At 66.5% G+C, this 23583-nt stretch carries 19 protein-coding genes and 1 riboswitch; of the genes, 11 read left to right on the plus strand and 8 right to left on the minus strand.

All coding sequences use genetic code 11. The features are described 5' to 3' along the window. Positions 1 to 861: 861 nt before the first annotated feature. Positions 862 to 1890: a LacI family DNA-binding transcriptional regulator gene (locus CSC94_RS13660; protein ID WP_099306916.1), complete on the minus strand. Its 1029-nt coding sequence runs from the start codon at positions 1888 to 1890 to the stop codon at positions 862 to 864. A gap of 210 nt (positions 1891 to 2100) precedes the next feature. Here CSC94_RS13660 and CSC94_RS13665 point away from each other — a divergent pair, with 210 nt between their 5' ends. From CSC94_RS13665 to CSC94_RS13710, 10 genes are all read left to right on the plus strand, one after another. Beyond that, a complete protein-coding gene (locus CSC94_RS13665) occupies positions 2101 to 3336 on the plus strand; it encodes an ABC transporter substrate-binding protein (protein WP_099307076.1) in 1236 nt (411 codons plus the stop codon). A gap of 87 nt (positions 3337 to 3423) precedes the next feature. Further along, on the plus strand, positions 3424 to 4314 hold the full coding sequence (locus tag CSC94_RS13670) for a carbohydrate ABC transporter permease (RefSeq protein WP_099306917.1): 891 nt from the start codon (positions 3424 to 3426) through the stop codon (positions 4312 to 4314). A 16-nt stretch (positions 4315 to 4330) separates the two neighbouring features. Then, positions 4331 to 5248: a carbohydrate ABC transporter permease gene (locus CSC94_RS13675; protein WP_099306918.1), complete on the plus strand. Its 918-nt coding sequence runs from the start codon at positions 4331 to 4333 to the stop codon at positions 5246 to 5248. Between the two features lie 6 nt (positions 5249 to 5254). Then, positions 5255 to 6343, plus strand: coding sequence for an ABC transporter ATP-binding protein (locus CSC94_RS13680; RefSeq protein ID WP_099306919.1), 1089 nt, complete (start codon positions 5255 to 5257; stop codon positions 6341 to 6343). A gap of 40 nt (positions 6344 to 6383) precedes the next feature. Continuing rightward, the gene (locus CSC94_RS13685) at positions 6384 to 7139 is read left to right on the plus strand and encodes a sugar phosphate isomerase/epimerase family protein (RefSeq protein WP_099306920.1); all 756 of its coding nucleotides are present in this window, start codon (positions 6384 to 6386) and stop codon (positions 7137 to 7139) included. A 5-nt stretch (positions 7140 to 7144) separates the two neighbouring features. Next, entirely contained in the window at positions 7145 to 8290 is a 1146-nt protein-coding gene (locus CSC94_RS13690) for a Gfo/Idh/MocA family protein (RefSeq protein WP_099306921.1), read from the plus strand. A 28-nt stretch (positions 8291 to 8318) separates the two neighbouring features. Beyond that, a complete protein-coding gene (gene mgrA, locus CSC94_RS13695) occupies positions 8319 to 9356 on the plus strand; it encodes an L-glyceraldehyde 3-phosphate reductase (RefSeq protein ID WP_099306922.1) in 1038 nt (345 codons plus the stop codon). Between the two features lie 61 nt (positions 9357 to 9417). Beyond that, positions 9418 to 10476 (plus strand): sugar phosphate isomerase/epimerase family protein, encoded by a 1059-nt coding sequence (locus CSC94_RS13700; RefSeq protein ID WP_099306923.1) that lies wholly within the window; start codon positions 9418 to 9420, stop codon positions 10474 to 10476. Between the two features lie 9 nt (positions 10477 to 10485). Next, complete coding sequence (locus CSC94_RS13705; RefSeq protein ID WP_099306924.1) at positions 10486 to 11673, plus strand: Gfo/Idh/MocA family protein; 1188 nt, start codon at positions 10486 to 10488, stop codon at positions 11671 to 11673. Positions 11674 to 11830: 157 nt separating this feature from the next. Next, a complete protein-coding gene (locus CSC94_RS13710) occupies positions 11831 to 13003 on the plus strand; it encodes an MFS transporter (protein WP_099306925.1) in 1173 nt (390 codons plus the stop codon). A gap of 23 nt (positions 13004 to 13026) precedes the next feature. On the opposite strand, the gene CSC94_RS13715 is transcribed toward CSC94_RS13710, so the two are convergent. The 7 genes from CSC94_RS13715 to CSC94_RS13745 form a co-directional block, all read right to left on the minus strand. Then, the gene (locus CSC94_RS13715) at positions 13027 to 15423 is read right to left on the minus strand and encodes a TRAP transporter permease (RefSeq protein WP_099306926.1); all 2397 of its coding nucleotides are present in this window, start codon (positions 15421 to 15423) and stop codon (positions 13027 to 13029) included. A 107-nt stretch (positions 15424 to 15530) separates the two neighbouring features. Further along, a complete protein-coding gene (locus tag CSC94_RS13720) occupies positions 15531 to 16592 on the minus strand; it encodes a TAXI family TRAP transporter solute-binding subunit (protein WP_099306927.1) in 1062 nt (353 codons plus the stop codon). 47 nt (positions 16593 to 16639) lie between these two features. Further along, complete coding sequence (locus tag CSC94_RS13725; RefSeq protein WP_099307077.1) at positions 16640 to 18328, minus strand: sulfatase-like hydrolase/transferase; 1689 nt, start codon at positions 18326 to 18328, stop codon at positions 16640 to 16642. 212 nt (positions 18329 to 18540) lie between these two features. After that, positions 18541 to 19461, minus strand: coding sequence for a LysR substrate-binding domain-containing protein (locus CSC94_RS13730; RefSeq protein WP_205853309.1), 921 nt, complete (start codon positions 19459 to 19461; stop codon positions 18541 to 18543). A gap of 19 nt (positions 19462 to 19480) precedes the next feature. Then, positions 19481 to 20884: an FAD/NAD(P)-dependent oxidoreductase gene (locus CSC94_RS25175; protein WP_099306928.1), complete on the minus strand. Its 1404-nt coding sequence runs from the start codon at positions 20882 to 20884 to the stop codon at positions 19481 to 19483. After that, positions 20881 to 21177 carry a (2Fe-2S)-binding protein gene (locus tag CSC94_RS13740; protein WP_425356520.1) on the minus strand — a complete coding sequence of 99 codons (297 nt, stop codon included), beginning with the start codon at positions 21175 to 21177 and terminating at the stop codon, positions 20881 to 20883. Before CSC94_RS13740 ends, CSC94_RS25175 begins: the two co-directional genes overlap by 4 nt. Continuing rightward, positions 21152 to 22252: an NAD(P)/FAD-dependent oxidoreductase gene (locus tag CSC94_RS13745; protein WP_099306930.1), complete on the minus strand. Its 1101-nt coding sequence runs from the start codon at positions 22250 to 22252 to the stop codon at positions 21152 to 21154. The genes CSC94_RS13740 and CSC94_RS13745 overlap by 26 nt, the downstream gene beginning before the upstream one ends. Before the next feature lie 209 nt (positions 22253 to 22461). Here CSC94_RS13745 and purU point away from each other — a divergent pair, with 209 nt between their 5' ends. After that, positions 22462 to 23310: a formyltetrahydrofolate deformylase gene (gene purU / locus CSC94_RS13750; protein ID WP_099306931.1), complete on the plus strand. Its 849-nt coding sequence runs from the start codon at positions 22462 to 22464 to the stop codon at positions 23308 to 23310. Between the two features lie 55 nt (positions 23311 to 23365). After that, positions 23366 to 23495: riboswitch (FMN riboswitch) on the plus strand. Positions 23496 to 23583: the final 88 nt, after the last annotated feature.

Consider the following 23583-nt stretch of genomic DNA (forward strand, 5'->3'; position numbering starts at 1 on the left):
CTCGTCGTCCTGCGGACCATAACCCGACCGTCGCAGGTTCAAATCCTGCCCCCGCAACCAACCAAAACGCCGCCGCAAGGCGGCTTTTTTGTTGGTCACGGGTCCAGGACGAGACCCTCTCCAGGGGCCCGCAAGCCGGCAAACCCGGCGCAGCGGGACATAAACCGCAAATCCTGCCCCCGCAACCAACCAACTCCCGAGATCCGCACCGTCGCCGGCGCGAAAGCTTCGCTTCCGCTGGCGAGGTCGCTCGTCGTCCTGCGGACCATAACCCGACCGTCGCAGGGTCCAAGCCTGCCCCCGCAACCAACCAACTTCCGACATCCGCACCGTCGCCGGCGCGAAAGCTTCGCTTCCGCTGGCGAGGTCGCTCGTCGTCCCGCGGACCATAACCGGACCGACTCAGGGTCCAAGCCTGCCCCCGCAACCAACCAGAACGCCGCCGCAAGGCGGCATTTTTGTTGGTCACGGGTCCAGGACGAAAATCTCGTCTGGGGCCCGCAAGCCGGCAAACCCGGCGCAGCGGGACATAAACCGCAAATTCTGCTTAATAGGCATAGGCGGCTCGATATCAGGCTACCATGGATCGCCGCCATACCTCGTCGAGCCGGTCGCCTGTCACCAACCTCCCAAAGAAGCGCTCCGGTGATCGATAGGCTGGTCCATGGCGCGGGTTGCCGTGAAACCTGCATCGGTGCCAATTTCAATCATCCGGGGGGCAATATCAGGCGCATTCTTGCCGGAGGGATGAGGATGCCGGGCTGGCCTCGAGGCCGGCTATGGTTCCGCGCACGGGCCGGACCTCTGCGGCTGGAGCCGTGTCCGTGGGAGTGGAACCGCGAATGTCGGCCGAAAGCGGGTTCAGGCTGCCGGCGCGGCGGTGGACGCGCGAACTATGAGGTCGACCGGGAGGGTTTCGATGCCGCTGGACGGGGCCGTGCCGGGGTGCTCCAGGAGACGGAGAAGAAGGTCGGCCGCAGCGGCGCCAAGGTCGGACCGCGGTTGGCGGATGGTGGTCAGCGGCGGGATGTAAAAGCGCGCCGTCTCGATGTCATCGAAGCCAACGACCGATACGTCCTGCGGCACCCTTATCCCGGCTTCATGCAGGCCGGAAATGAAACCGAATGCCAGTTCGTCGCTGGCGCAGAACATGGCGGTCGGGCGGTGCTCCATCGCCAGCCAGGTTTTCGCGGCACGAAGACCGCCGGCAATCGAGAAATCGGCCTGCAGGAACCAGTCCGGATTGACCACCAATCCGCGGGCTTCCAGTTCGCCGATCGCGCCGTTCATGCGCTCTCCGGTCAGCACGTTGTCGCGCGGACCGAGAATGTGCCCGATGCGGACGTGACCCAGGCCGGCCAGGTGCGCGATCGCCTGGGCGGCGCCCGCCCGGTTGTCGACGCGGACGCCGGGCAGGGAGGCGGTCTCGTTCCATTCGCAGGCGTAGATGAGGGGCGGCAGGGCGCGTGTTCCGCCACTATCACCCGGCAAGACCAGCGTGTCGGGCAGGGAGCCATCGAGGGAAATGATCCCGTCGGCGCGTCCGCTGCTGAGATAGTCGACCAACAGGCTGGCGGGAACGTCGGGATGCCTCGTGTCCGCAACAAGCACGCTCAGGCCGGACTTCGCGAGGGTGGCCTCGATGCCCGAGAGGATCTCGGAAAAGAAGGGGTTGCCGAGGTTGGGCACCAGCACCATCGCTGCGCCGGTGCGCCCGCGGCGCAGGTTCTGTGCGGTGAAATTGATGCGGTAGCCGGTGCGGGCCGCCGCTTCCATGACGGCCTGGCGCGTGTCTTCGGCAACCGTATCCGGCCGGTTCAGGGCACGGCTGACCGTCGCGGTCGAAACGCCCGCCACGCGGGCCACATCGGTGATCTTGGCTGAGGCCATGCTTTCAAACGTCTGCCGGGAAACAGCTTTTCGGATCGGTTCTTTTTATCATTGACTCGGAAGAAATTCGGCGTCAACCTTTCATGTAATCGATTTCACAACATTGGGAGTGTTCATGTAATCGATTACATCGGTGGAGGCCGATGGAGAAGGAGAATGGCGCCGGCCGAGGAGATCATCGCCGGCCATTGGATCAAACGGGAGGAACTCATGAAATTCGTCAAGACAATGCTTGCCGGCGCCAGCATGCTCGGCCTTTCCATGGCTGCGGCCCAGGCCGCCGACTGCGAGGTGACGCACTGGTGGACTTCGGGCGGTGAAGCGGCTGCCGTCAGCGAACTCGCCAAGGCCTATGACGCAACGGGCAACCACTGGGTCGACGGTGCGATCGCCGGTTCCGGCAACACCGCGCGACCGATCATGATCAGCCGCATCACCGGCGGCGACCCGATGTGCGCGACGCAGTTCAACCACGGCCGCCAGGCGGAGGAACTGGTCGAGGCCGGGCTGATGCGCGACATCACCGACATCGCGGAAGCGGGCAAGTGGCGCGACGTCATCAACCCGCCGTCCATCCTCGATGCCTGCACGGTGGACGGGAAGGTCTATTGCGCTCCGCTCAACATCCACTCGCAGCAGTGGCTCTGGCTCAGCAACGCTGCCTACGAGAAGGCGGGGATCCCGGTTCCGGCCAACTGGAACGATTTCGTCGAGACAGCGCCCAAGCTGATGGATGCCGGCATCGTGCCGCTGGCGATGGGACAGCAGGGATGGCAGCAGAACCTGGCATTCCAGGTGCTCCTTCTCTCGCTCCTGCCGAACGACGTCTACCTGGAGGTGTTCAAGGACAAGAAGGCGGACGTGGCGGGCGGCGCCGAGGTTGCCAAGGTCTTCCAGGCAGCGAGCACGGCGCGCGACCTGTCGGCCGATTCCAATGTCCAGAACTGGAACGATGCGACCAACATGGTCATCACGGGCAAGGCCGGCGGCCAGATCATGGGCGACTGGGCGCAGGGCGAATTCGCCATCGCCAAGCAGGTGGCCGGCAAGGACTACAGTTGCCTGCCCGGGCTGGGCCTGAAGGACGTCCTGCTGGCTGGCGGCGATGCCTTCTACTTCCCGGTCCTGTCCGATCCGGAAAAGACCAAAGCACAGGGCGACCTGGCGGCCATGCTGCTGCAGCCCGAGGTCCAGGTTGCCTTCAACCTGAAGAAGGGCTCCCTGCCGGTCCGCGGCGACATCGACCTGTCGGCGGCCAACGACTGCATGAAGAAGGGCCTCGAGATCCTCGCCAAGGGGTCGACGGTTCCTGCCGTCAACCAGCTGATCACGTCGGATACGCGCACGCAGATGGAAGACCTCTTCGTGGAGTTCTTCGCCAACAAGGACATGACCCCCGACGCTGCCCAGAAGCGCTTCGCCGACATCATCTCCCAGGCGGAGTGATGCCGCACTGACCGCAAGGCGCCGGCCTGCCCTGGTGCAGGCCGGTGTCCGACAGTCCGTATCCGTTCGAGCGCGAGGGAGGCGACCATGGCAACAGGTCGGCCAAGGCAGCTGTTTCGAAACATCCCGTCGAAGATCGCGGCAATCCCGATGATCCTGACCGCCTCGGTGGTCTTTCTCGGCGGGACACTGTGGACGATTGCCTACAGTTTCACCAATTCCAAGCTGCTGCCGCGATGGAAGCTCGTCGGCCTCGACCAGTACGAGCGGCTCTGGGCCACCAAGCGCTGGATCGTCTCCTTCGAGAACCTGTTCATCTACGGCGTCTGCTCACTCGTCTTCAGCCTGGTGATCGGATTCGTCCTCGCCGCGCTGATGGACCAGAAGATCCGCTTCGAGAACACGTTCCGCACTATCATCCTCTATCCCTTCGCGCTGTCGTTCATCGTGACCGGGCTGGTCTGGCAATGGATCCTCAACCCGGATTTCGGCCTGCAGGGCATCGTGCGCGGGCTCGGCTGGGACAGTTTCAGCTTTGATCCGCTCTATAATCCCGACATCGCCATCTTCGGCATCCTGATTGCCGGGCTGTGGCAGGGAACGGGCCTGGTCATGGTGCTCATGCTGGCCGGTCTTCGCGGCATCGACGAGGACATCTGGAAGGCGGCGCGCGTCGACGGTATCCCGATGTGGAAGACCTATCTCTTCGTCGTCATCCCGATGATGCGGCCGGTGTTCATCACCACGATCGTGCTGATCGCGGCCGGCATCGTGCGCCTCTACGACCTGGTGGTCGCACAGACCGGCGGCGGACCGGGCATCGCCACCGAGATGCCGGCGAAATACGTCTACGACTACATGTTCGGCGGCCAGAATCTGGGCCAGGGCTTCGCGGCATCGACGATGATGCTGCTTTCGGTGCTCGTTGTGCTCATTCCCTGGGCCTACCTGGAATTCGGAGGCAAGAAACGTGTCTGATCCATCGTCTGTCGCCATGGCCGGCGCGGCCGCGGATGCCGTTCGCCCGGTTCTCTCCGGACCCTCGGGCCGCCGCCCGAAACGGGCCATCTCGCCGCGCAACATCGTCATCTACGGGACGCTCGGCCTGATCTCGATCTACTACCTGCTGCCGCTCTACGTGATGGTGGTCACCTCGCTGAAAGGCATGCCCGAGATCCGTCTCGGCAACGTGTTCTCGCCGCCGGTCGAAATCACCTTCCAGCCCTGGGTCAAGGCCTGGGCGGAAGCCTGCACCGGCCTCAACTGCGATGGCCTGTCGCGCGGCTTCTGGAACTCGGTGCGCATCACCGTGCCATCCGTCATCGTCTCGATCGCGATCGCGTCGATCAACGGCTACGCCCTGGCGAACTGGCGGTTCAAGGGCGCCAACTTCTTCTTCTCGGTGCTGATCTTCGGCGCCTTCATTCCCTACCAGGTCATGCTCTACCCGATCGTGATCATGATGCGGGAAATCGGCCTCTACGGTTCGCTCTGGGGCCTCGTCATCGTGCACACGATCTTCGGCATGCCGATCCTGACGCTGCTTTTCCGCAACTATTTCACGTCGCTTCCGGAGGAACTGTTCAAGGCCGCGCGCGTCGACGGGGCCGGGTTCTGGGGCATCTATTTCCGGATCATGGTGCCGATGAGCATGCCGATCTTCGTGGTCGCGATGATCCTGCAGGTCACCGGCATCTGGAACGACTTCCTGTTCGGCGTGATCTACACCAAGCCGGACCTCTACCCGATGACCGTGCAGCTCAACAACATCGTCAATTCGACCCAGGGCGTGAAGGAATACAACGTCAACATGGCCGCGACCATTCTCACCGGGCTGGTGCCGCTGGTCATCTATTTCGTCTCGGGAAAACTGTTCGTGCGCGGCATCGCGGCCGGCGCCGTGAAGGGGTAAGGCACCATGGCATCGGTATCGGTCAAGAATCTCGACCTCGCCTTCGGCAGCGTGAAGGTGCTGCAGGACCTCAACCTCGATATCCAGGAGGGCGAGTTCCTCGTGCTGCTCGGCTCGTCGGGATGCGGCAAGTCGACCCTGCTCAACTGCATCGCGGGCCTGCTGGACATCACCGGGGGGCAGGTCTTCATCAACGACCGCAACGTCACCTGGGAGGAGCCGAAAGACCGCGGCATCGGCATGGTGTTCCAGTCCTACGCGCTCTACCCGCAGATGACGGTGGAAGGAAACCTGTCCTTCGGCCTGAAGAACGCCGGCATGGGCCGGGACGAGATCGCGCGGCGCATCGCGCGGGCTGCCGAAATCCTCCACATCGAGCCGCTGCTCAAACGCAAGCCGGCGCAGCTGTCCGGCGGGCAGCGGCAGCGCGTGGCGATCGGGCGGGCGCTGGTGCGCGACGTCGACGTCTTCCTGTTCGACGAGCCGCTCTCCAACCTGGATGCAAAGCTGCGCGCCGAGCTTCGCGTCGAGATCAAGCGGCTGCATCACCAGCTGAAGAGCACGACGATGATCTATGTCACGCACGACCAGATCGAGGCGCTGACCCTGGCCGACCGGATCGCCATCATGCGCGGCGGCTCGATCCAGCAGCTGGCCGATCCGCTGACGATCTACAACAAGCCGGTCAACAAGTATGTCGCCGGGTTCATCGGGTCGCCGGCGATCAACTTCTTCGAGGGCGACCTCTCCGGCAGTGATGCCCCGCACTTCGGATTCGAGGGCCAGCGCGTGCCGCTGCAGCGCTATGCCTTCGGCACCGGGTCAGCGCGGCCGGAACGCGCCGTTCTCGGCATCCGGCCGGAACACGTGGTCGCCGGCGAAGCCGCCGCGGCGCAAGAGTTCCGCGCCGAGGTCGCTGTCGAGGTGGTGGAACCGATGGGCGCCGACACGCTCGTCTGGTCGCGCCTTGGCGGCAGCGAGTTGCGCTTCCGCGTCGACGGCCATTCAACGCTGCGACCCGGAGACCGGATCCCGATCGGTTTCGACCCGGAACGGGCCTCCCTTTTCGACACGCAGACCGAACTGCGGGTCTGACCCTTTCAGCCCGCCCGCGGGCCACTTCAAGAGGACTACGATGACCATCTCTTTCCAACTCTACAGCGCCCGCAATTTCCAGCCATGGGACGATGTCATCGCGACGCTGTCGGACCTCGGTTACAAGAACGTCGAGGGGTTCGGGGGCAATTACGCTGACGCCCGGGCCTTTCGCGACCTGCTCGACCGGCACGGCATGGCGATGCCGACCGGCCACTTTTTCCCCATCGGCACGTTCGAGGACGGGATCGACGCGACGCTTGCGACCGCCAGGACCCTCGGGATGGAACGCCTGTTCTGCCCGGCGCCGGAAGACGCGTTGCGCGGCCCGGCCAATGCCGCGGACTGGATCGCGCTCGCCCGCCGCCTGGAAGATGCGGCCAAGCGCGTCCAGGACGCGGGTTTCCGGTTCGGATGGCACAATCACCACTGGGAATTCATGACCTGCGCGACCGGCGAAACCCCGATGGCGCTGATCCTGGAACATGCGCCGTCGATCGAATGGGAGGCCGACATCGCCTGGATCGTGCGCGGTGGCGCTGATCCGCTCGACTGGATCGGCCGTCACGGCGACCGCATGACCACGGCCCACGTCAAGGACCTTGCTCCGCAGGGCGAATGCGCCGACGAGGACGGCTGGGCGGACGTCGGCCACGGCGTGCTCGACTGGCCCGCGATCATGGATGCCCTTCGCGGCGCCGGGGTCGATCTCTTCGTGGCCGAGCATGACAATCCCAATGACCTCAAGCGCTTCGCGGGCCGCACGCTGGCGACGCTGCGCGATCTCGGGGAGTGACGGAAATGGCGAAGGAGCTTGGCGTCGGCATCATCGGATGCGGCAACATTTCGGCGGCGTACATGCGGCTTGCCCCGCTGTTCCGCGGAATCGAGGTTCGCGCCTGTGCCGACCTCGACCGACAAGCGGCAGAGGCGCGCGCGAAGGAATTCGGCCTGCGTGCGGAGACGGTGGAGGGGCTGCTTGGCGCCGATGACATCGACATCATCGTCAACCTCACCATTCCGGCAGCGCATTACGCCGTGTCACGGGCGATCCTGGACGCCGGCAAGCACGTCTATTCCGAAAAGCCTTTCGTGCTTTCGCTGGAGGAGGGCAAGGCGCTGGCCGCCCTTGCCGACGCGAAGGGGCTGCGGGTCGGCTCCGCACCCGACACCTTTCTCGGCGGCGCGCACCAGCGTGCGCGTTCGCTGATCGAGAGCGGCGCCATCGGCAAGGTGACGGGCGGCACGGCCCACGTGCTCAGCCACGGCATGGAGCACTGGCATCCCAACCCGGACTTCTTCTTCAAGCCGGGGGCCGGGCCGATGCTGGACCTTGGCCCCTATTACGTGACCAACCTGATCCAGCTTGTCGGTCCGGTGAAGCGGGTCTGCGCGATGACGTCGACGCCCGCACCGGTGCGCACCATCACCTCCGAGCCGCGCAGCGGCGAGACGATCACGGTCGAGACGCCGACCACGATTCACGCGGTCATGGAGTTCGAGAACGGTGCCGTCATCACGCTCGGCACCAGCTGGGACGTCTGGGCACACGGGCACCACAACATGGAACTCTACGGCGAGGGCGGCACGCTTTACGTGCCAGACCCCAATTTCTTCGGCGGCGAACTTCGCATGACACGGCGCGACGAGCCGGTGGACACCCTGCCGGCCTTCGCGCATCCCTTCGCGGTGGAGAATGCAAAGGACGGCCGCGGCCGGCCGATGGCGAACTACCGCACGGCGGGCCTCGCCGACATGGCCCTGGCGATCCTGGAGGGCCGGCCGCACCGCTGTTCGCTGGAACTGGCGCTGCATGCCGTCGACGTGATGACCGCGATCCTGGAATCGGGCGAAAGCGGCCGGTTCATCGAAATCGGGACCCGGTGCGAGCAGCCGGCCCCGCTGGGGATCGATGAGGCCAGTGACCTCATGCGCAAGGCGACGTGAACGGATCCGGCAGGGAAAGGAGTGCGGCATGTACCGCCCGGCACAGGAGCGCTACGAGACGATGGCCTACCGGCGATGCGGCCGGTCCGGCCTGATGCTCCCGGCCATCTCGCTTGGCCTGTGGCACAATTTCGGCCATGACGCGCCGCACGGGACCAAGCGCGCGATCTGCCGCAAGGCCTTCGATCTCGGCGTGACGCATTTCGACCTGGCGAACAACTATGGCCCTCCGCCCGGCGCGGCTGAGGAAGCTTTCGGGGCGATCCTGCGCTCCGACTTCGCCGCCCATCGCGACGAGATGATCATCTCGTCGAAGGCCGGCTACGGCATGTGGCCGGGGCCCTACGGGGAATGGGGCAGCCGGAAATACCTGATCGCCAGTTGTGACCAGAGCCTGAAGCGGCTCGGGGTGGATTACGTCGACATCTTCTATTCGCACCGCTTCGACCCCGACACGCCGCTGGAGGAAACGATGGCGGCGCTCGACCGGATCGTCCGGTCGGGCAGGGCGCTTTACGCGGGTCTCTCGTCCTACAATTCGGCGCAGACCCGTGACGCCGTGGCGATCCTGAAGGAGCTTGGCACGCCCTGTCTCATCCACCAGCCGAGCTACTCGATGATCAACCGGTGGGTGGAGGACGACGGCCTGCTCGACACGCTGGACGATCTCGGCATCGGTTCCATCGTCTTCTCGCCGCTTGCGCAGGGCCTGCTGACCCGCAAGTACATGGACGGAATTCCGCAAGACAGCCGCGCGGCGCAGGGCAAGTCGCTGCGCCCGGAACTGGTCAACCCGCGCAATGCCGCGGCCATTCGCGCGCTTGGTGCCGTAGCGGAAAGCCGGGGCCAGTCCCTGGCGCAGATGGCGATCGCCTGGGTGCTGCGCGGCGGGCGCGTGACCAGCGCCCTTGTCGGGGCTAGCCGGCCCGAGCAGGTCGAGGACGTGGCCGCGGCGCTGTCCGGGCTGGATTTCTCGCCGGAGGAACTGACGGAAATCGACCGGCACGCCAGCTCGGTGGACCTGACCGTGCCGCAGGCCGGGAACGCGGAGGCATCGCGGCGATGATCCGCAAGACACGATCGATTGACACATGCGCCGATGCGCGAAATCCGAGGAGGCAAGACCCGTGGCAAAGACGATGAGAGGGGCCGGAATTTTCCTGGCGCAGTTCGCCGGTGACGAGGCACCGTTCAACTCGCTGCCATCGATCGCCCGGTGGGCGGCGGACCTGGGCTACGAGGGCATCCAGATCCCGACCTGGGACGGCCGCCTGTTCGACCTGAAGAAGGCTGCCGAATCCAAGGACTATGCCGACGAGATCAATGGCATCGCGGCGGATGCAGGCGTGGCCGTCACCGAGTTGTCGACGCACCTGCAGGGGCAGCTCGTCGCGGTGCACCCGGCCTACGATGCGCAGTTCGATGCCTTCGCGCCAAGCGAGGTTCACGGCAATCCGGCGGCCCGCCAGTCCTGGGCGGTCGACCAGGTCAGGCTGGCGGCCCGGGCTTCGCGCAACATGGGGCTCGATGTCACCGTTTCCTTCACCGGGGCGCTGGCCTTTCCTTACCTCTACCCGTGGCCGCAGCGGCCGGCCGGCCTCGTCGAGGAAGCCTTCGACGAACTCGCCAGCCGCTGGCGGCCGATTCTCGACGTCTACGAGGATCAGGGCGTCGACATCGGCTACGAGATCCACCCGGGCGAGGACGTGTTCGACGGTGTCACCTTCGAGATGTTCCTGGAGCGTCTTGGCGGGCACCGGCGCTGCACGATCAACTACGATCCGTCGCACTTCGTCCTGCAGCAGCTCGACTACCTCGACTTCATCGACATCTACCACGAGCGGATATCCGCCTTCCACGTCAAGGATGCCGAGTTCAACCCGACCGGGCGGCAGGGCGTCTACTCGGGATACCAGAACTGGATCGACCGGGCCGGCCGCTTCCGCTCGCTCGGCGACGGGCAGGTGGATTTCGCCGGGATATTCTCGCGGCTGGCCAAGTACGACTATGACAGCTGGGCGGTGCTGGAGTGGGAGTGCTGCCTGAAGCATCCGGAGGACGGTGCGGCGGAAGGGGCGCCCTTCATCAGGGATCACATCATCCGCGTCACCGAGACGGCGTTCGACGATTTCGCCGGCGGCTCGACGGACCGCGCGGCGATCCGCAAGATGATGGGCATCGGCTAGGAGGCGGTCATGGTGCAATCCTCGCAAGGCGGGCCGCAGCGGGCGCCGGTCCGGCTCGGCATGGTGGGCGGCGGCCAGGGTGCCTTCATCGGCGCGGTCCACCGCATGGCCGCGCGGCTCGATGGCCATTTCCAGCTTGCCGCCGGGGCTCTGTCGTCGGACCCGGAAAGGGCGCTGGCCTCGGGGGCCGAACTCGGCCTGGCGCCGGACCGTTGTTACGGCTCCTTCGAGGCGATGGCACGGCGCGAGCGGCGGCTGAAGGACGGCATCGAGGCTGTCGCGATCGTCACGCCGAACCACATGCATTTCCCCGTCGCCCGGGCATTTCTCAAGGCCGGAATCCATGTCATCTGCGACAAGCCGCTGACATCGACGCTTGGCGATGCCCGCAAGCTGGCAAGACTCGCGGAGGATACGGGCAGGCTGTTCGTGCTTACCCACAATTATACCGGCTACCCGATGGTGCGGCAGGCGCGCGCGATGATCGAAGCCGGGGATCTCGGGACCATCCGGGTCGTGCAGGTGGAATATCCGCAGGACTGGCTGGCCGATCCGATCGAGGAAACCGGCCAGAAGCAGGCAAGCTGGCGCACCGACCCTGCGCGGTCCGGCGCGGGAGGCTGCGTCGGCGACATCGGCACCCATGCCTGGAACCTGGTGTCCTTCGTGACCGGACTCGAAACGGAGACGGTCTCGGCCGATCTCGACAGCTTCGTTCCCGGCCGGCGGCTGGATGACAATGCCCACGTCATGCTGCGGTTCGCGCCGCGCGGCGACGGGCCACCGGCCAAGGGCATGCTGTGGGCAAGCCAGGTTTCTCCGGGGAACGAGAACGGGTTGAAGCTCCGCGTCTATGGCACGAAGGCGGGGCTGGAGTGGGCCCAGGAAGAGCCGAATGCCATGTGGTTTTCACCGCTGGGCGAGCCAAGACGGCTGCTGACGCGCGGCGGTGCGGGCGCCAACGATGCCGCGGCCCGCGTGACGCGCATCCCCGGCGGCCACCCGGAGGGCTACCTGGAGGCTTTCGCCACGCTCTACACCGAGGCCGCATCGGCCATCCGGGCAATGCGCGGCGGCGGCGGCCTGCCCGCCGACAGCCTGCTCCCCGGTGTGCGCGACGGACTCGACGGCATGCGGTTCATCGAGGCCTGTGTACGCTCATCGCGTGCGAATGGCCGCTGGACCCGGCTGCCCTAGGCGTTCGTCCACCCTTGCCTGAAGCGGCGGGGCATGGAATTGACGATGGCGGCACCGGTCGCCATCCTCTCCGCCGTCTCGTCCTCTCCGGTTCCCGCCGCCAAACGGGCGGCGTCGCTAGGCTTCGGCCTGCCGCTGCCACCAAGGAAATGAAAGCATGACTGCACCCAGCGCGCCCATGCAGCCCGGCGCGGCGTTTCCCGCCAGCCGTCTTGCCGTCTCGGGCCTGTTCCTGCTGAACGGCTACGTGATGGGCAACTGGGCGCCGAAGATCCCGGAATTTGCCGCCCGGCTCGGTCTGGACGAAGGGGCGCTCGGCGTTTTCATCCTTGTTTTCGGGATCGGCTCTATGGTGGCCATGCCCGTTGCCGGTGCCCTGATGGCGCGCCTTGGCAGCCGCCCCCTCGTCCGCCCGCTGGCTCTGGCCACCGCCTTCGCCATGCTGGCGGTTTCCCTGGCCCCGACACCGGCTGTCGCCGCGGTCGTGGTCTTCTTCCTGGGCATGGCGGTCGGCGGCATGGACGTGACCATGAATGCCAACGCGGTGGCGGTCGAGCGGTCGATGGGGCGATCGATCATGTCGTCGTGCCACGGGTTCTGGTCGCTCGGCGCGCTGGCCGGTTCCTTTTCCGGCGGCTGGCTGATCGCCTCGCTCGGCGTGCTTGGCCATTCCCTGCTGGTCACCGCGGCCGGCGCCGCCGTTCTCGCCGCGATCTGGCGTTCCGTGATGGCCGACGCGCCCGGCCGGGAAACGGAGGGGCATTCCCGGCGGCTGCCATTGTCGCCGCTGCCGTGGCTGGTCGGCCTGATGGCCCTGTTTTCGATGATTCCGGAAGGCGCGATCCTGGACTGGGCGGCCTTCTACCTGCGGCAGGAGCGCGGCGCGTCGCTGACGCAGTCGGGCTTCGCGTTCGGCGCTTTTTCGACCACGATGGCGCTGATGCGCTTTGCCGGCGACGGCGTTCGCGACCGGATCGGCGCGGTGACGACGCTCAGGCTCTGCACCCTGCTGGCGATGGCCGGCATGGTGCTGGCCGGCCTGTCCATGACGCCGGGCCTGGTCATCGCCGGGTTCGCCATTTGCGGGATCGGCATTTCCAACATGGTGCCGATCGCCTTTTCGGCGGCCGGAAACCTGCCCGGCTTCGCCCCCGGCGTCGCACTGTCGGTGGTCACCTTCATGGGCTATTCCGGTATTCTCTTCGCTCCAGCGATCATCGGTTCGGTCGCGGAGCACACCGGGTTTGCCGCGGTGTTCCTGGCGCTGCCGGTTCTGTTTGCCGTGGTCCTCCTGCTGTCGCCGCTGGCCACCCACGCCGACCAGGCCTGACGGCACTGCGGAGGCGGAACGGATCAGCCGGTCCTGGCGGTTGACGGGATCCGTGCTGACAGGGTGTGCCAGGCGACCAGTCCGAGGGCAGCGATGATGGCCGGGACGGCGATGGCGGGATCGCGCATCAGGATGAGCACGGCAATGGCAAGACGCAGGACCGTTTCCACGGAACCGATCCGCCTGCGGTCGAAACGGGTCAGCGCGCTTGCCATGAGATAGAGCGCGAGGGCGAGCCGGACGAGGATCCAGGCGAGGGCCAGCCAGTCGATGCCGGGGCCGTAGCCGTCGATGAACTGCACGGCGGACCCGGCGGCCGGGTCGAGCTTCGCGGCATCGATGAGCAGCAATTCCGGGTAGAAGGCGAAAACGAAGGGCAGGACGAACATGACGATGCCGGACCTGACGGCGGAGAAGCCGGTGGCCATGGGATCGGCCTTGGTGATGGATGCGGCGGCAAAGGCGGCAACGGCGACAGGCGGCGTGATGGCCGATGCGACGGCGAAGAAGAAGATGAACATGTGGGCGGTGAAATTGGCGATGCCGAGGCCGATGATCATCGGACCCATCAGCAGCGCGACGTTGATGTAGGCGGGCACCGTCGGCATGCCCATGCCGAGGAAGATGGCCAGCATCATGGTGACGACCAGCGCCAGGAAGAGGAAGATGCCGCCCGACTGCAGTTCCGGGGCGAACGTGCGCAGCAGGCCGAGCATGTCGCGGGCAATGAAGCCGGACAGGCCTGTGAAGTTGAGGCAGAAGTCGATTACCGAGACGGCGAGGAACATCAGGTAGAGGGTGGAGATCAGGATGCCGGCATCGGCGAGCGCCGAGAACAGGCGCGATGGCCGGGCGCGGAATTCGTGGTCCAGGAACAGCAGAACGCAGAGCAGGGCCGTCGCCCACCAGCCGGCCGATCCGGCGTCACCGGCGGAATTCTGGATCAGCTGGAAAAGCCAGGGCAGCGAGGTGACCGTGCAGGTGCCGCCCTCGAAACTGCGCTCGGCGCCGAACAGGCCGGCGATCGGGCCGCAGCCGACCGCTTCCTTGGGGACCATGAGCAGGGCAATGATGAGCAGGATCGGCAACGCGATCATCAGCAGGTGAATCCAGTCGTCACGGGTCAGGCGCATGTCCTCGGTTGCCTCGCCGACGGCCTCGATGCCCTGCTTTCGGGCCTGGAAGACGACGGCGAGAAACAGGCAGCCGAAATAGGCCAGCGAGGGGATGATGGCGGCGATGACAACGTCCCGGTAGGGAACGATGGTCATGGCCGAGAGGACGAAGGCGGCGACACCCATGACGGGCGGCATGATCTGGCCGCCGGACGAGGCGGCGGCCTCGATGCCGCCGGCGAAGGTGCGGGAGAAGCCGCGCCGGATCATCATCGGGATGGTCAGGACGCCGGTGGACAGGACGTTGACGACGGGCCCGCCGGAAATGGTGCCGAACAGGGCAGAGGACACGATGGCCGCATGGGCCGGCCCGCCGCGCAGGCGCCGGGTCTGCAGGAAGGCGATCTTGATCAGCGAGCGTCCGCCCGCGCTGATGCCGAAGAGCGATCCGAGCACGATGTAGGGAAAGACGGTGTTGAGCAGGATGCCCATGAAACGGCCGAGCAGGCCCTGGCTGTTGTTGACCAGGATGTCCTGGACATTCGGCCGCCCGTCGAGCAGCATTCGCGGTTCGCCGCCGAGCTTGGTGATCAGGTACTTGTTCATGCCGTCGGCGCCGAAAGCATACCAGACAAAGACGGTGATCACGGTATAGGCGGCAATGGCGATGGCGACGGCAACCAGCGGAAAGCCCCAGACCTTCACGTTGTAGGCCAGGAAAATGGCGATCGAGACGCCGACGACGGCGAAGATCCAGACGCCGAGCGTGTTGACGCAGGACGGATCGTCCACGGTCGCGGCGGCGGGCAGGCCATAGAGTTCTGACAGTTCCTTCTGCTCGGCCAGGGCCTTGGCGATCAGCGCCTGGCGGTCGCCGGTCAACTGGTCGACCATGCAGACCGCGTCGATCTCGACCAGGTAGGAGACCGCGATGACGACGGCGGCGGTGACAAGCGCGATATCCATGGCCAGGGCGAGCCGCCGCCGGGCGGGCGAAGCGTCGCCCTGGGAGACCGTGCGCCAGAAGCTGTGGGCCAGGGCGACGATCGTCATCATGAGCACGAAGGCCAGCGGGTAGAGCCATTCGTAGGGGAACTTGCGGATGGTGAAGGACTGCGAGCCGGCGATCTCCTGCGCCAGGTCATCCAGCCCCGGGATGGAGGGGATGGTATTGAGCATGCCGATGAACACGAGCAGCAGGCCAAGGACCGAGGCGAAGCTCAGGCCCCGGTCGTCGCCACTGGCCGAAACCTCCGTGGGGTCGGCGGGAACGGCAGGGCGTGATGCCTCATTCGTCTCGGTCATGGCAGTCTCCATTGGTCACGGGCAGGAACGGCGCCATGCACGGTCCGGCACATGGCGCTCCCGGGCCGCCGGTCAGCCGTTCACGGGCTGCCCGGCAGCCGCGCCGGTCAGCGGGCGCAGTCGGGGATGGTGTACCCGGCCTCTTCCCAGGCCTCGATGGCGCCGGGGTGATACTTGACGCCGGCGGCGCAAAAGCCTGAAGCCTTGCCGTCGAGATTGGCGAGGCCGACATTGCCCATGTAGGGCGCCTTGGTCTTCAGCTCGGGCAGCGCGTCGATGTAGGCCTTGACGATCCGCTTGACGAGATCCTTGTCCATGTCCTTGTTGACGGTATCGGCGAAGGCGGAGCCCATGCCGCGGAACACGCCATCCTCGGAAATCAGGTTCACGCCCTGGTCGGCGCCGTATCCCATCTCCTCGGCCTTGACCTCGTAGGGCGTATTGCCGGGCGCGCTGAGAAGCTTCTGGAATGCGTCGCTCTCGTAGGTCGCCTTGGGCACGGACAGGAGATTGACCTTGCCGGCGGCCAGCGCCGTGGTGATGCGGTCGGACGGGAAAGTGAGCGGAACGGCGAAACCCTGCGCCGAGCCGTCGACAAGAATGCCGGGAAGCTGGCCCCAGTTGGCCTGCATGCCCTTGTAGTCTTCGCCGTCCTTGAAGCCGGTGGCACCCTGGATGAGCAGGCGTGCGCTGACGAGGGCGGCGCCGCGCGGCGGCCCGTTGAAGATGGTCTTGCCCTTGATGTCGTCCCACTTGGCGATGCCCGTGCTCTGGTGGGCAAACAGGCCGTAGGCGCCCGAGTTGTAGGGATAGAGAACCCGGAGGTTCGCGGCGAGGTCCTTGCCCTTCTCGCCCTGGGCGGCATAGGGGCCGGCACCGCGGCGCAGCAGGAAGTGCAGGATCAGGGGCGTGGAGGCGATGTCGGCCTTGCCCTCGGCAACGTTGACGATGGTGTTGGTCGCCGTCTGGCCTTCCTGGACCTGCAGGTTGGCGATGCCGGCGCGGGCCAGGATATCGGCCATGTGGACGATGGAGAGGTGCGGCGAGTTGCCGGGGCTGGACGTTTCCGCCGTCAGGTTTACCGGTTCGGCCATGGCCGCGCCTGAACCGGCCACGAGGGCGGTCGCCGCCACCATTGCCGCCAGGGCGCGTCGTGTGATCTTGAGCATGGGTCTCCTCCGTTTGCTGTTCTGGCGAGCGGGCTGTTCCTCCCGGCTCACTCGCCTGCCTTTCTGAAAAGCGTCCGCCTGTCGGGCGCCTTGCGGCCGACGTAGTGGATGGTGATTTCCGGGGCGACATCGCTTTCATCGACGATGCCGATCAGCACGCCCTTGCCGCCGACCTTGGTGCGCGCGGCAATCAACTGCTGGCGGGACATGGTCGTGCGCTGCGACGGCCGTCTCGCCCAGGCGAACAGGGCCTCGTAGAGCCTGTCGATCTCGCCCTGGTGCGCATCGCTTTCGCCCAGGTCGACCAGTTCCTGCGGGTCGCTGGCCAGGTCGTAGAGCATGGGCCGGTAGCCGCCTTCGAAGTGGATGAGTTTCCAGTTCCGGTCCGCGATCATGAACATGCGGGCATCGGCGGGATCGAGTTCCAGGCGAGCGGCAAGCGGGCTGGCCGAATAGTCGTATTCGCAGATCACGTGGTCGCGCGGGGCCGCGTCCTGCCGGCCATGGAGTCGCGGCAGCAGCGAGCGGCCTTCGAGGACGTGATCGACGGACGCGGTGTCGCCGCCGGCGACATCGAGGAAGGTCGGCAGGAGATCGATGCACTCGACGAGATCATCGCAAACGGTGCCGCGCGTGGCGTCGGCCTCTGCCGACGGATCATAGACGATCAGCGGTACCTTGACCGAGGCGTCCTGGAAGAAGGTCTTCTCGCCAAGCCAGTGGTCGCCGAGGAAATCGCCGTGGTCCGAGGTCACAACGATCATCGTGTCGTCCATGCGGCCGGTCTTCTCCAGCCAGCCGAACAGCACGCCCATCTGGTCGTCGCATTGCTTGATCAGGCCCATGTAGGCCTTCATCACCTTTTCGCGGATGTCGTCGCGCGACATGGCGCGGCCGATCGGGGCATTCATGAAGCCCTTGAAGACCGGGTGGGCGTTGTCGAACTCGGCCTGGCTTCGCACCGGGGGCAGGAAGTGCTCGGGCCCGTACATGTCGTGGTAGGGGGCGGGCACGATATAAGGCCAGTGCGGCTTGATGAAGGAGAGATGGCAGCACCAGGGCCGGTCGCCCTGCGCCTCGATGAACTCCATGCCGCGGCGGGTGAGGTAGGGCGTCTCGCTGTCTTCCTCGGCGATGTTGGCGGGCTGGTCGGCGTTCTTGAGGAACCAGCCGGAGAGCACGTTGCCGTCGTCGTCGACGCCGGAATTGGCATAGTCGTGCCAGGGGTTGTCGCTGTCGTAGCCCTTCGACCGCAGATACTCGTTGTACCGGAGCGCACCGCCCTCGTCGTAGAAGCCGTCCGGACCCTGAGGGCGCATGCCGTCGTCGCGCTCGAAGATGTCGAAGCCGCATTCGGCGACCCGCGCGCCGATGACGCTGTCGGGTTCCAGCCCGAGACGGCGCATGCCCTCGGCATCGGCCGCCATGTGGGTCTTGCCGACCAGCCAGCAGCCCATGCCGGCGTCACGCAGGTAGTCGCCCATGGTGCGTTCGCCGACCTTCAGCGGCACGTTGTTCCATGTGGCGCCGTGGCTGTGGACGTAGCGGCCGGTATAGGTCGACATGCGCGACGGACCGCACAGTGGCGACTGGATGTAGGCACGGTCGAAGCGAACGCCGCGGGCGGCAAGACGGTCGATGTTCGGCGTGTGAAGATGCGGATGGCCATAACAGGACAGGTAATCCCAGCGAAGCTGGTCAAACATGATGAAAAGGATGTTCCTGGCTTTGCGCATCATCGTCCCGCTATCGGCATCCGGCAGGTCAGGGCCGGCCTCGGTTGTTCGGGAGGAAACTGGCAAAAGGTCAACGCCTTGCGCGATCATGCCGCGCAACGGGCTTGCCGAATGGCGTCCTCCCAAACGGCCATCCGGTCACTGCCGCCGGACGATAGCCAGACGCGACTGTTTTGAGAAATAACGATCCAGTTCGCCCTATAGCGGAAATGTTATAGGGTGGCGTAGGCTTTCGCGGCATCGCGGACGAAGTCGCTCATCTGGGAGGCCGCCGGTGAAAGGCCGCGGCCGGCGATGAAGGACATGCCGACGGAGCTGACCAGTTCGTCGCCGGTGACGGGCAGGCGGACGAGGCGGCCGTCGGCGAGTTCCTGCCGGATCGCGCCGACCGGCAGGCAGGCCACGGCATCGCTGCCGGCGAGGTAGGTCCGGGTGAATTCGAAGGACACGGTCTCTATCTTGTTGCGGAACTGCGCCAGTCCGCGCGCGACGGTGAAGCGGTCCATTTCGGTGCGGATGATGGTGTTCGGCAGCGGCACGATCACCAGGTGACGGTCGATGTCGTCGAGCGAGACGTGCGCCTCGTCCAGCAGCGCGTGCTCCTTTCTCACCACGAAGGCCAGTGTCTCGGAGTAAAGATGCTCGAAGCTGATGCCGCTCATGTGGTCGAGCGACAGGAGGCGGCCGACCAGGAAATCGATCTCACCGTGCCGGAGGCGCTCCACCAGTTCCGAGACATTGGCCCAATGGATGCGGACATCGACATCGGAGGCGGTCTCCTTGAAGCGGGAAACCGCGCGGGGGACCAGCGTGCGCGCCACGTTGGGGAGCATGCCGACGGACACGGTGCGGGCTTCGGCGATACCGCAGGCCTCGCTGATGCCGCGCTCGATCTGCGCCATGCCGGTGGCGACGTGCCGGCGGAAGGTTTCGCCGGCACGGCTGAGGACAAGGCCTTGGCCGGTGCGCTCGAACAGCGACTGGCCCAGTTCGGTCTCCAGTTCGCGCAGCGTGCGCGACAGGGCCGGCTGAACGGTATTGAGCGCGGCGGCGGCGCGCGTCATGGACCCAAGCTCGGCCAGGGCGAGGAAGCAGCGGATATGGCGCAGGCGGATGCGGTTGGTGGTTTTCATCCCAGCCAGATGACCCGGTTCACCGGCGGCGGTCAATTTCGTTTTCGTCCGCGGCGGTCAGTGCGGCCAGTTCACCGAGCGTTACGGGCTTGAGCGGCGGACGGATGCGGAAATAGCCGGTCTCCTCCGGCGTCCGGCCATTTTCCCGTGCCAGGATGGCGCTGACGGTGAGGCCGCAGGAGCGGCCCTGGCAGGGTCCCATGCCGACGCGCCCGAATGCCTTTGCCTGGTTGGGGCCGAGGCAGCCCAAGCGGGCAAAGCCGCGGATGGCGCCGGCCGTCACTTCCTCGCAGCGGCAGATGATGGTGTCATCGGCCGGCAGCAGCGCTTCCGCGAAGGGCGGGTAGGCCGCGTCGATGAAGGCTCGCGGCGCGCGTTCCCGCGCCAGCGCGTGGCGCAGCGGCCGCGTGGCGGCGGCCAGGGCCGTGTCGTCGATAGCGCCAAGATCGCGGGCAATGGCAAGTGCCGCCACCCTGCCGGCCAGTTCGGCGGCCTTCGCCCCGCCGATGCCGGCGCCATCGCCAGCGGCAAAGACCGTCCGCAGGCTGGTGCGGCCATCTGCATCGGTGACCGGTTCGAAGGCGTGCTGCCCGGCGTTCCAGCGATGCTCCACACCGATTGCACGGGACGCCTGGGTGTTCGGCACGACGCCGTGATGCAGGTAGACGGTGTCACAAGTGACGCGGTGCCGCCGGCCGCCGCTTTGGAAGCAGACGGCCTCGGCGCGGCCGGTTCCCTCAATGGCGATCGAGCGCGCGGCCCGGTGACGCGGTACACCGGCGCGGCGCAGTTCTGCGAGGAGCCCGATACCCTTGAGCATCAGCCGCCAGCCGCGCAGGGCGCCGGACCCATGGCGGAACGCGGCGGAGAGGTCGCGCGGCGTCTGCGTCTCGACCAGTGCGCGAGGCGGGCTGCCAGCGCGCGCCATCTGCGCGGCGACCAGGTAGAGGAGGGGCCCCGCGCCGACGAGCACGGCATTGCCGGAGACGATGCCGGACTGCTTGAGCAGGATCTGTCCGGCACCGGCGGTCATGACACCGTGCAGGGTCCAGCCGGGCAGGGGCATGGGCCGTTCGAGCGCGCCGGTTGCGAGCAGGAGGCGACGGCCCGCCGCCTGCCTCACCCGGCCTTCGGCGGTCCAGGCAACGCGGGTGCCGTTCTCGATGGACCAGACGGTCGCGCCGGGGACACGGGTGATCCGGTCGCCATCGAGACCGCGGGCGAGAGGCAGGCCGGCGGTATAGTCCTCGCCCAGAAGTGCGCCGCGCACGGGTGCGACGCGCTCGACGTCGCGGTAGATCTGGCCACCGGGCCGGGGCTGCTCGTCGAGGAGGAGAACCGACAGGCCGGCGTCCGCGGCGGTGCGCGCGGCCGCCATGCCCGCCGGACCGGCGCCGATGATGACGAGATCCGCGGCGGTCATTCGCGGTTCTCCACGCGAGGCATCGCGACGGCCATCCCCTCGGCGGCCTCGATCATGCAGGCCTGCCGGTTGACGCCGTCGATCTCGACGAGACAATCGAAACAGGCGCCCATCATGCAGAAGGGGCCGCGTGGCGCAGCGGAGACCGGCGTATGGCGGAAGGGCATGATCCCCGCCACCAGCAGCGCGGCTGCCAGGTTGCCCGCCGGCACCACCAGATCGCGGCCCTGCCAGCGGATCGTGACACGCTGGGCTGCGGGATCGAGCTCACGAAACGGCGAAACGGTCTTCACGGAACACCTCCAGGTCGGGCGCTTCGGCCGTGTCCTCCAGCCAGTCGGGCAGGAAACGGGCATGGGCGGCGGCCAGCGTTATGCCGCTGTGGCAGGTCACGAGGCTCGCGCCGGGCATGGTCGGGCTCTTCTGGTAGATCGGCAGGCCATCGGGCGACATGATGCGCAGGGCAGCCCAGCTGCGGACCAGTTGCGCCCGCTCGAGCGCCGGGAAGACAGCAACCGCGCGGGCGGCGATGGCAGCGGCGGTTTCAAGCGTCACGCCATCGTCAAAGCCGACCTCCTCGTTGCTGTCGCCGATCTGGACGCCGCCCTCGTCGACCTGCCGGATGATCCCGGACGGGCGATTCATCAGTTTCGGCAGCTTCTCGGTGACCAGGACCTGCCCGCGCTGCGGGCGGACGGGGGCGAGGAAGCCGAGCTTCGGCCCGAGCGTCATGGCGCCGAGACCGGCGCTCAGGACCACCCTGGCAGCGCGGACCGTGCCGCCATCGGCAAGGGTGAGCGTGAATCCGTCCCCATGGACGACGTCGATCACCTCGACCCCGGTGCGAACCTCGCCGCCGAGACGGCGCACGTCACCGGCAAGGGCGCGCAGCAGGCGCAGCGGGTTCACGTGGCCGTCTCCGTGGTGAAGGATGGCACCGGCGACCCTCGGGCCGATGTTCGGTTCCTCGCGCTTCAGGGCATTGTGCCCGAGCACCTCGAAGGGATAGTCGCCACCGAGCGCGGCCTTGAGCCCTTCGTATTGCGCGACGCGGCGCTCCAGCGCAGCCTCGTCGAGATGGTAGTCGAAGCCGCCGGCCTGGTTCAGGCCGAGGGGCATGCCGGTGGCATCGGCCAGCTCGGCGGCGAAGCCGGCCCATGCGGCGGCCGAGTTCCGGGTCCAGCGGGCATAGGCAGGCTCGTTCAGGCCCTTCGACTGGACCCAGATGAGCCCGAAGTTGCCGCGGCTGGCACGATAGGTCCGGTCACCGCCATCCAGCACGAGGACCCGAAAGCCGCGCTTGAGCAGGCCCCACGCGACCGACAGGCCAACGACCCCGCCGCCGATAATGGCATAATCCGGTTGCACGCCCTGTTTCTCTCGGCAACGAAAACGTCCGGCCCGGTCTCGTCTTGCCCGGCCTGCCGGTACTCCTTGGCCGCCCGTGCCGTCTTGTCAAGCGCCGGGGCGCCCCGGCGAGTTGACAGGGCGCGGGATCGGTATAAGTCAGCGACGGGAGACCCACGCCTCACGCCGCGGACCCGACCGCCGGCCCGATCTCGAACGGAACATTCCAGATGCATCCCCATATCCTGACGCTGAGCTGCGACGACAAGCCCGGCATCGTTGCCGCCGTGACCACCGAACTGGCCGCCATCGGCGCCAACATCGCCGAGAGCAACCAGTTCTGGGACCGCGAGTCCAACCGCTTTTTCCTGCGCATCGCGATGGATGTGCCGGACGGCCACAACCGTGACGGCATCGAGAAGGCACTGAAGCCGGTTTCCGACCGGTTCGACATGCGCCTTTCGGTGACCGATGCGAAGGCCCGGCCGAAGATCATCATCATGGTCTCGAAGTTCGACCATGCGATGCTGCACCTGCTCTACCAGATCCGGGTCGGCTGGCTGGATGCCGAGGTGGTGGCGATCGTCTCCAACCACGAGGCCAGCCGGGCCACCGCCGAGGCCGAGGCCATTCCCTACCATTGCTGGCCGGTGAACAAGGACAACAAGGGCGAGCAGGAAGAAAAGCTGCTGGCACTGGTGCGCGAGACGGGCGCCGACCTCGTGGTGCTGGCGCGCTACATGCAAGTGCTGTCCGACACGCTGGCCAAGCGGCTCTACGGCAAGGTCATCAACATTCACCATTCCTTCCTGCCGTCCTTCAAGGGCGCCCGTCCGTACCACCAGGCCCATGCGCGCGGCGTGAAGCTGATCGGTGCGACGGCCCATTTCGTGACGCCGGACCTCGACGAGGGGCCGATCATCGAGCAGGAAACCGAGCGGGTGACGCATGCCATGAGCGCGGACGATTTCGTGGCCGTCGGCCGCGACATCGAGAGCCGGGTGCTGGCGCGCGCGGTCAAGCTGCACCTGGAGCGCCGGGTGATGCGGAACGGAAACCGCACGGTGGTCTTCGGCTGACGCCGGTGCCCGACGCCGGAGATTGACCGGGGGGGCGCTGCTGCGCTACGAGTTTTCGCGTTCTCAGGGCGGGGTGAAATTCCCCACCGGCGGTATAGCCCGCGAGCGCTTCCGGCGACGGAAGGTCAGCAGATCCGGTGTAATTCCGGAGCCGACGGTCACAGTCCGGATGGAAGAGAACCGCGGATGGCAGGCCCTTCGGGGCCGGCCGGTCCATGGTCATGCTCTGGGACCTGATGCAACGTTCAACGCAAGGGTTCCGCAATGTCACAG

This window comes from Zhengella mangrovi (assembly GCF_002727065.1).
Taxonomy (GTDB): Bacteria; Pseudomonadota; Alphaproteobacteria; order Rhizobiales; family Rhizobiaceae; genus Zhengella; species Zhengella mangrovi.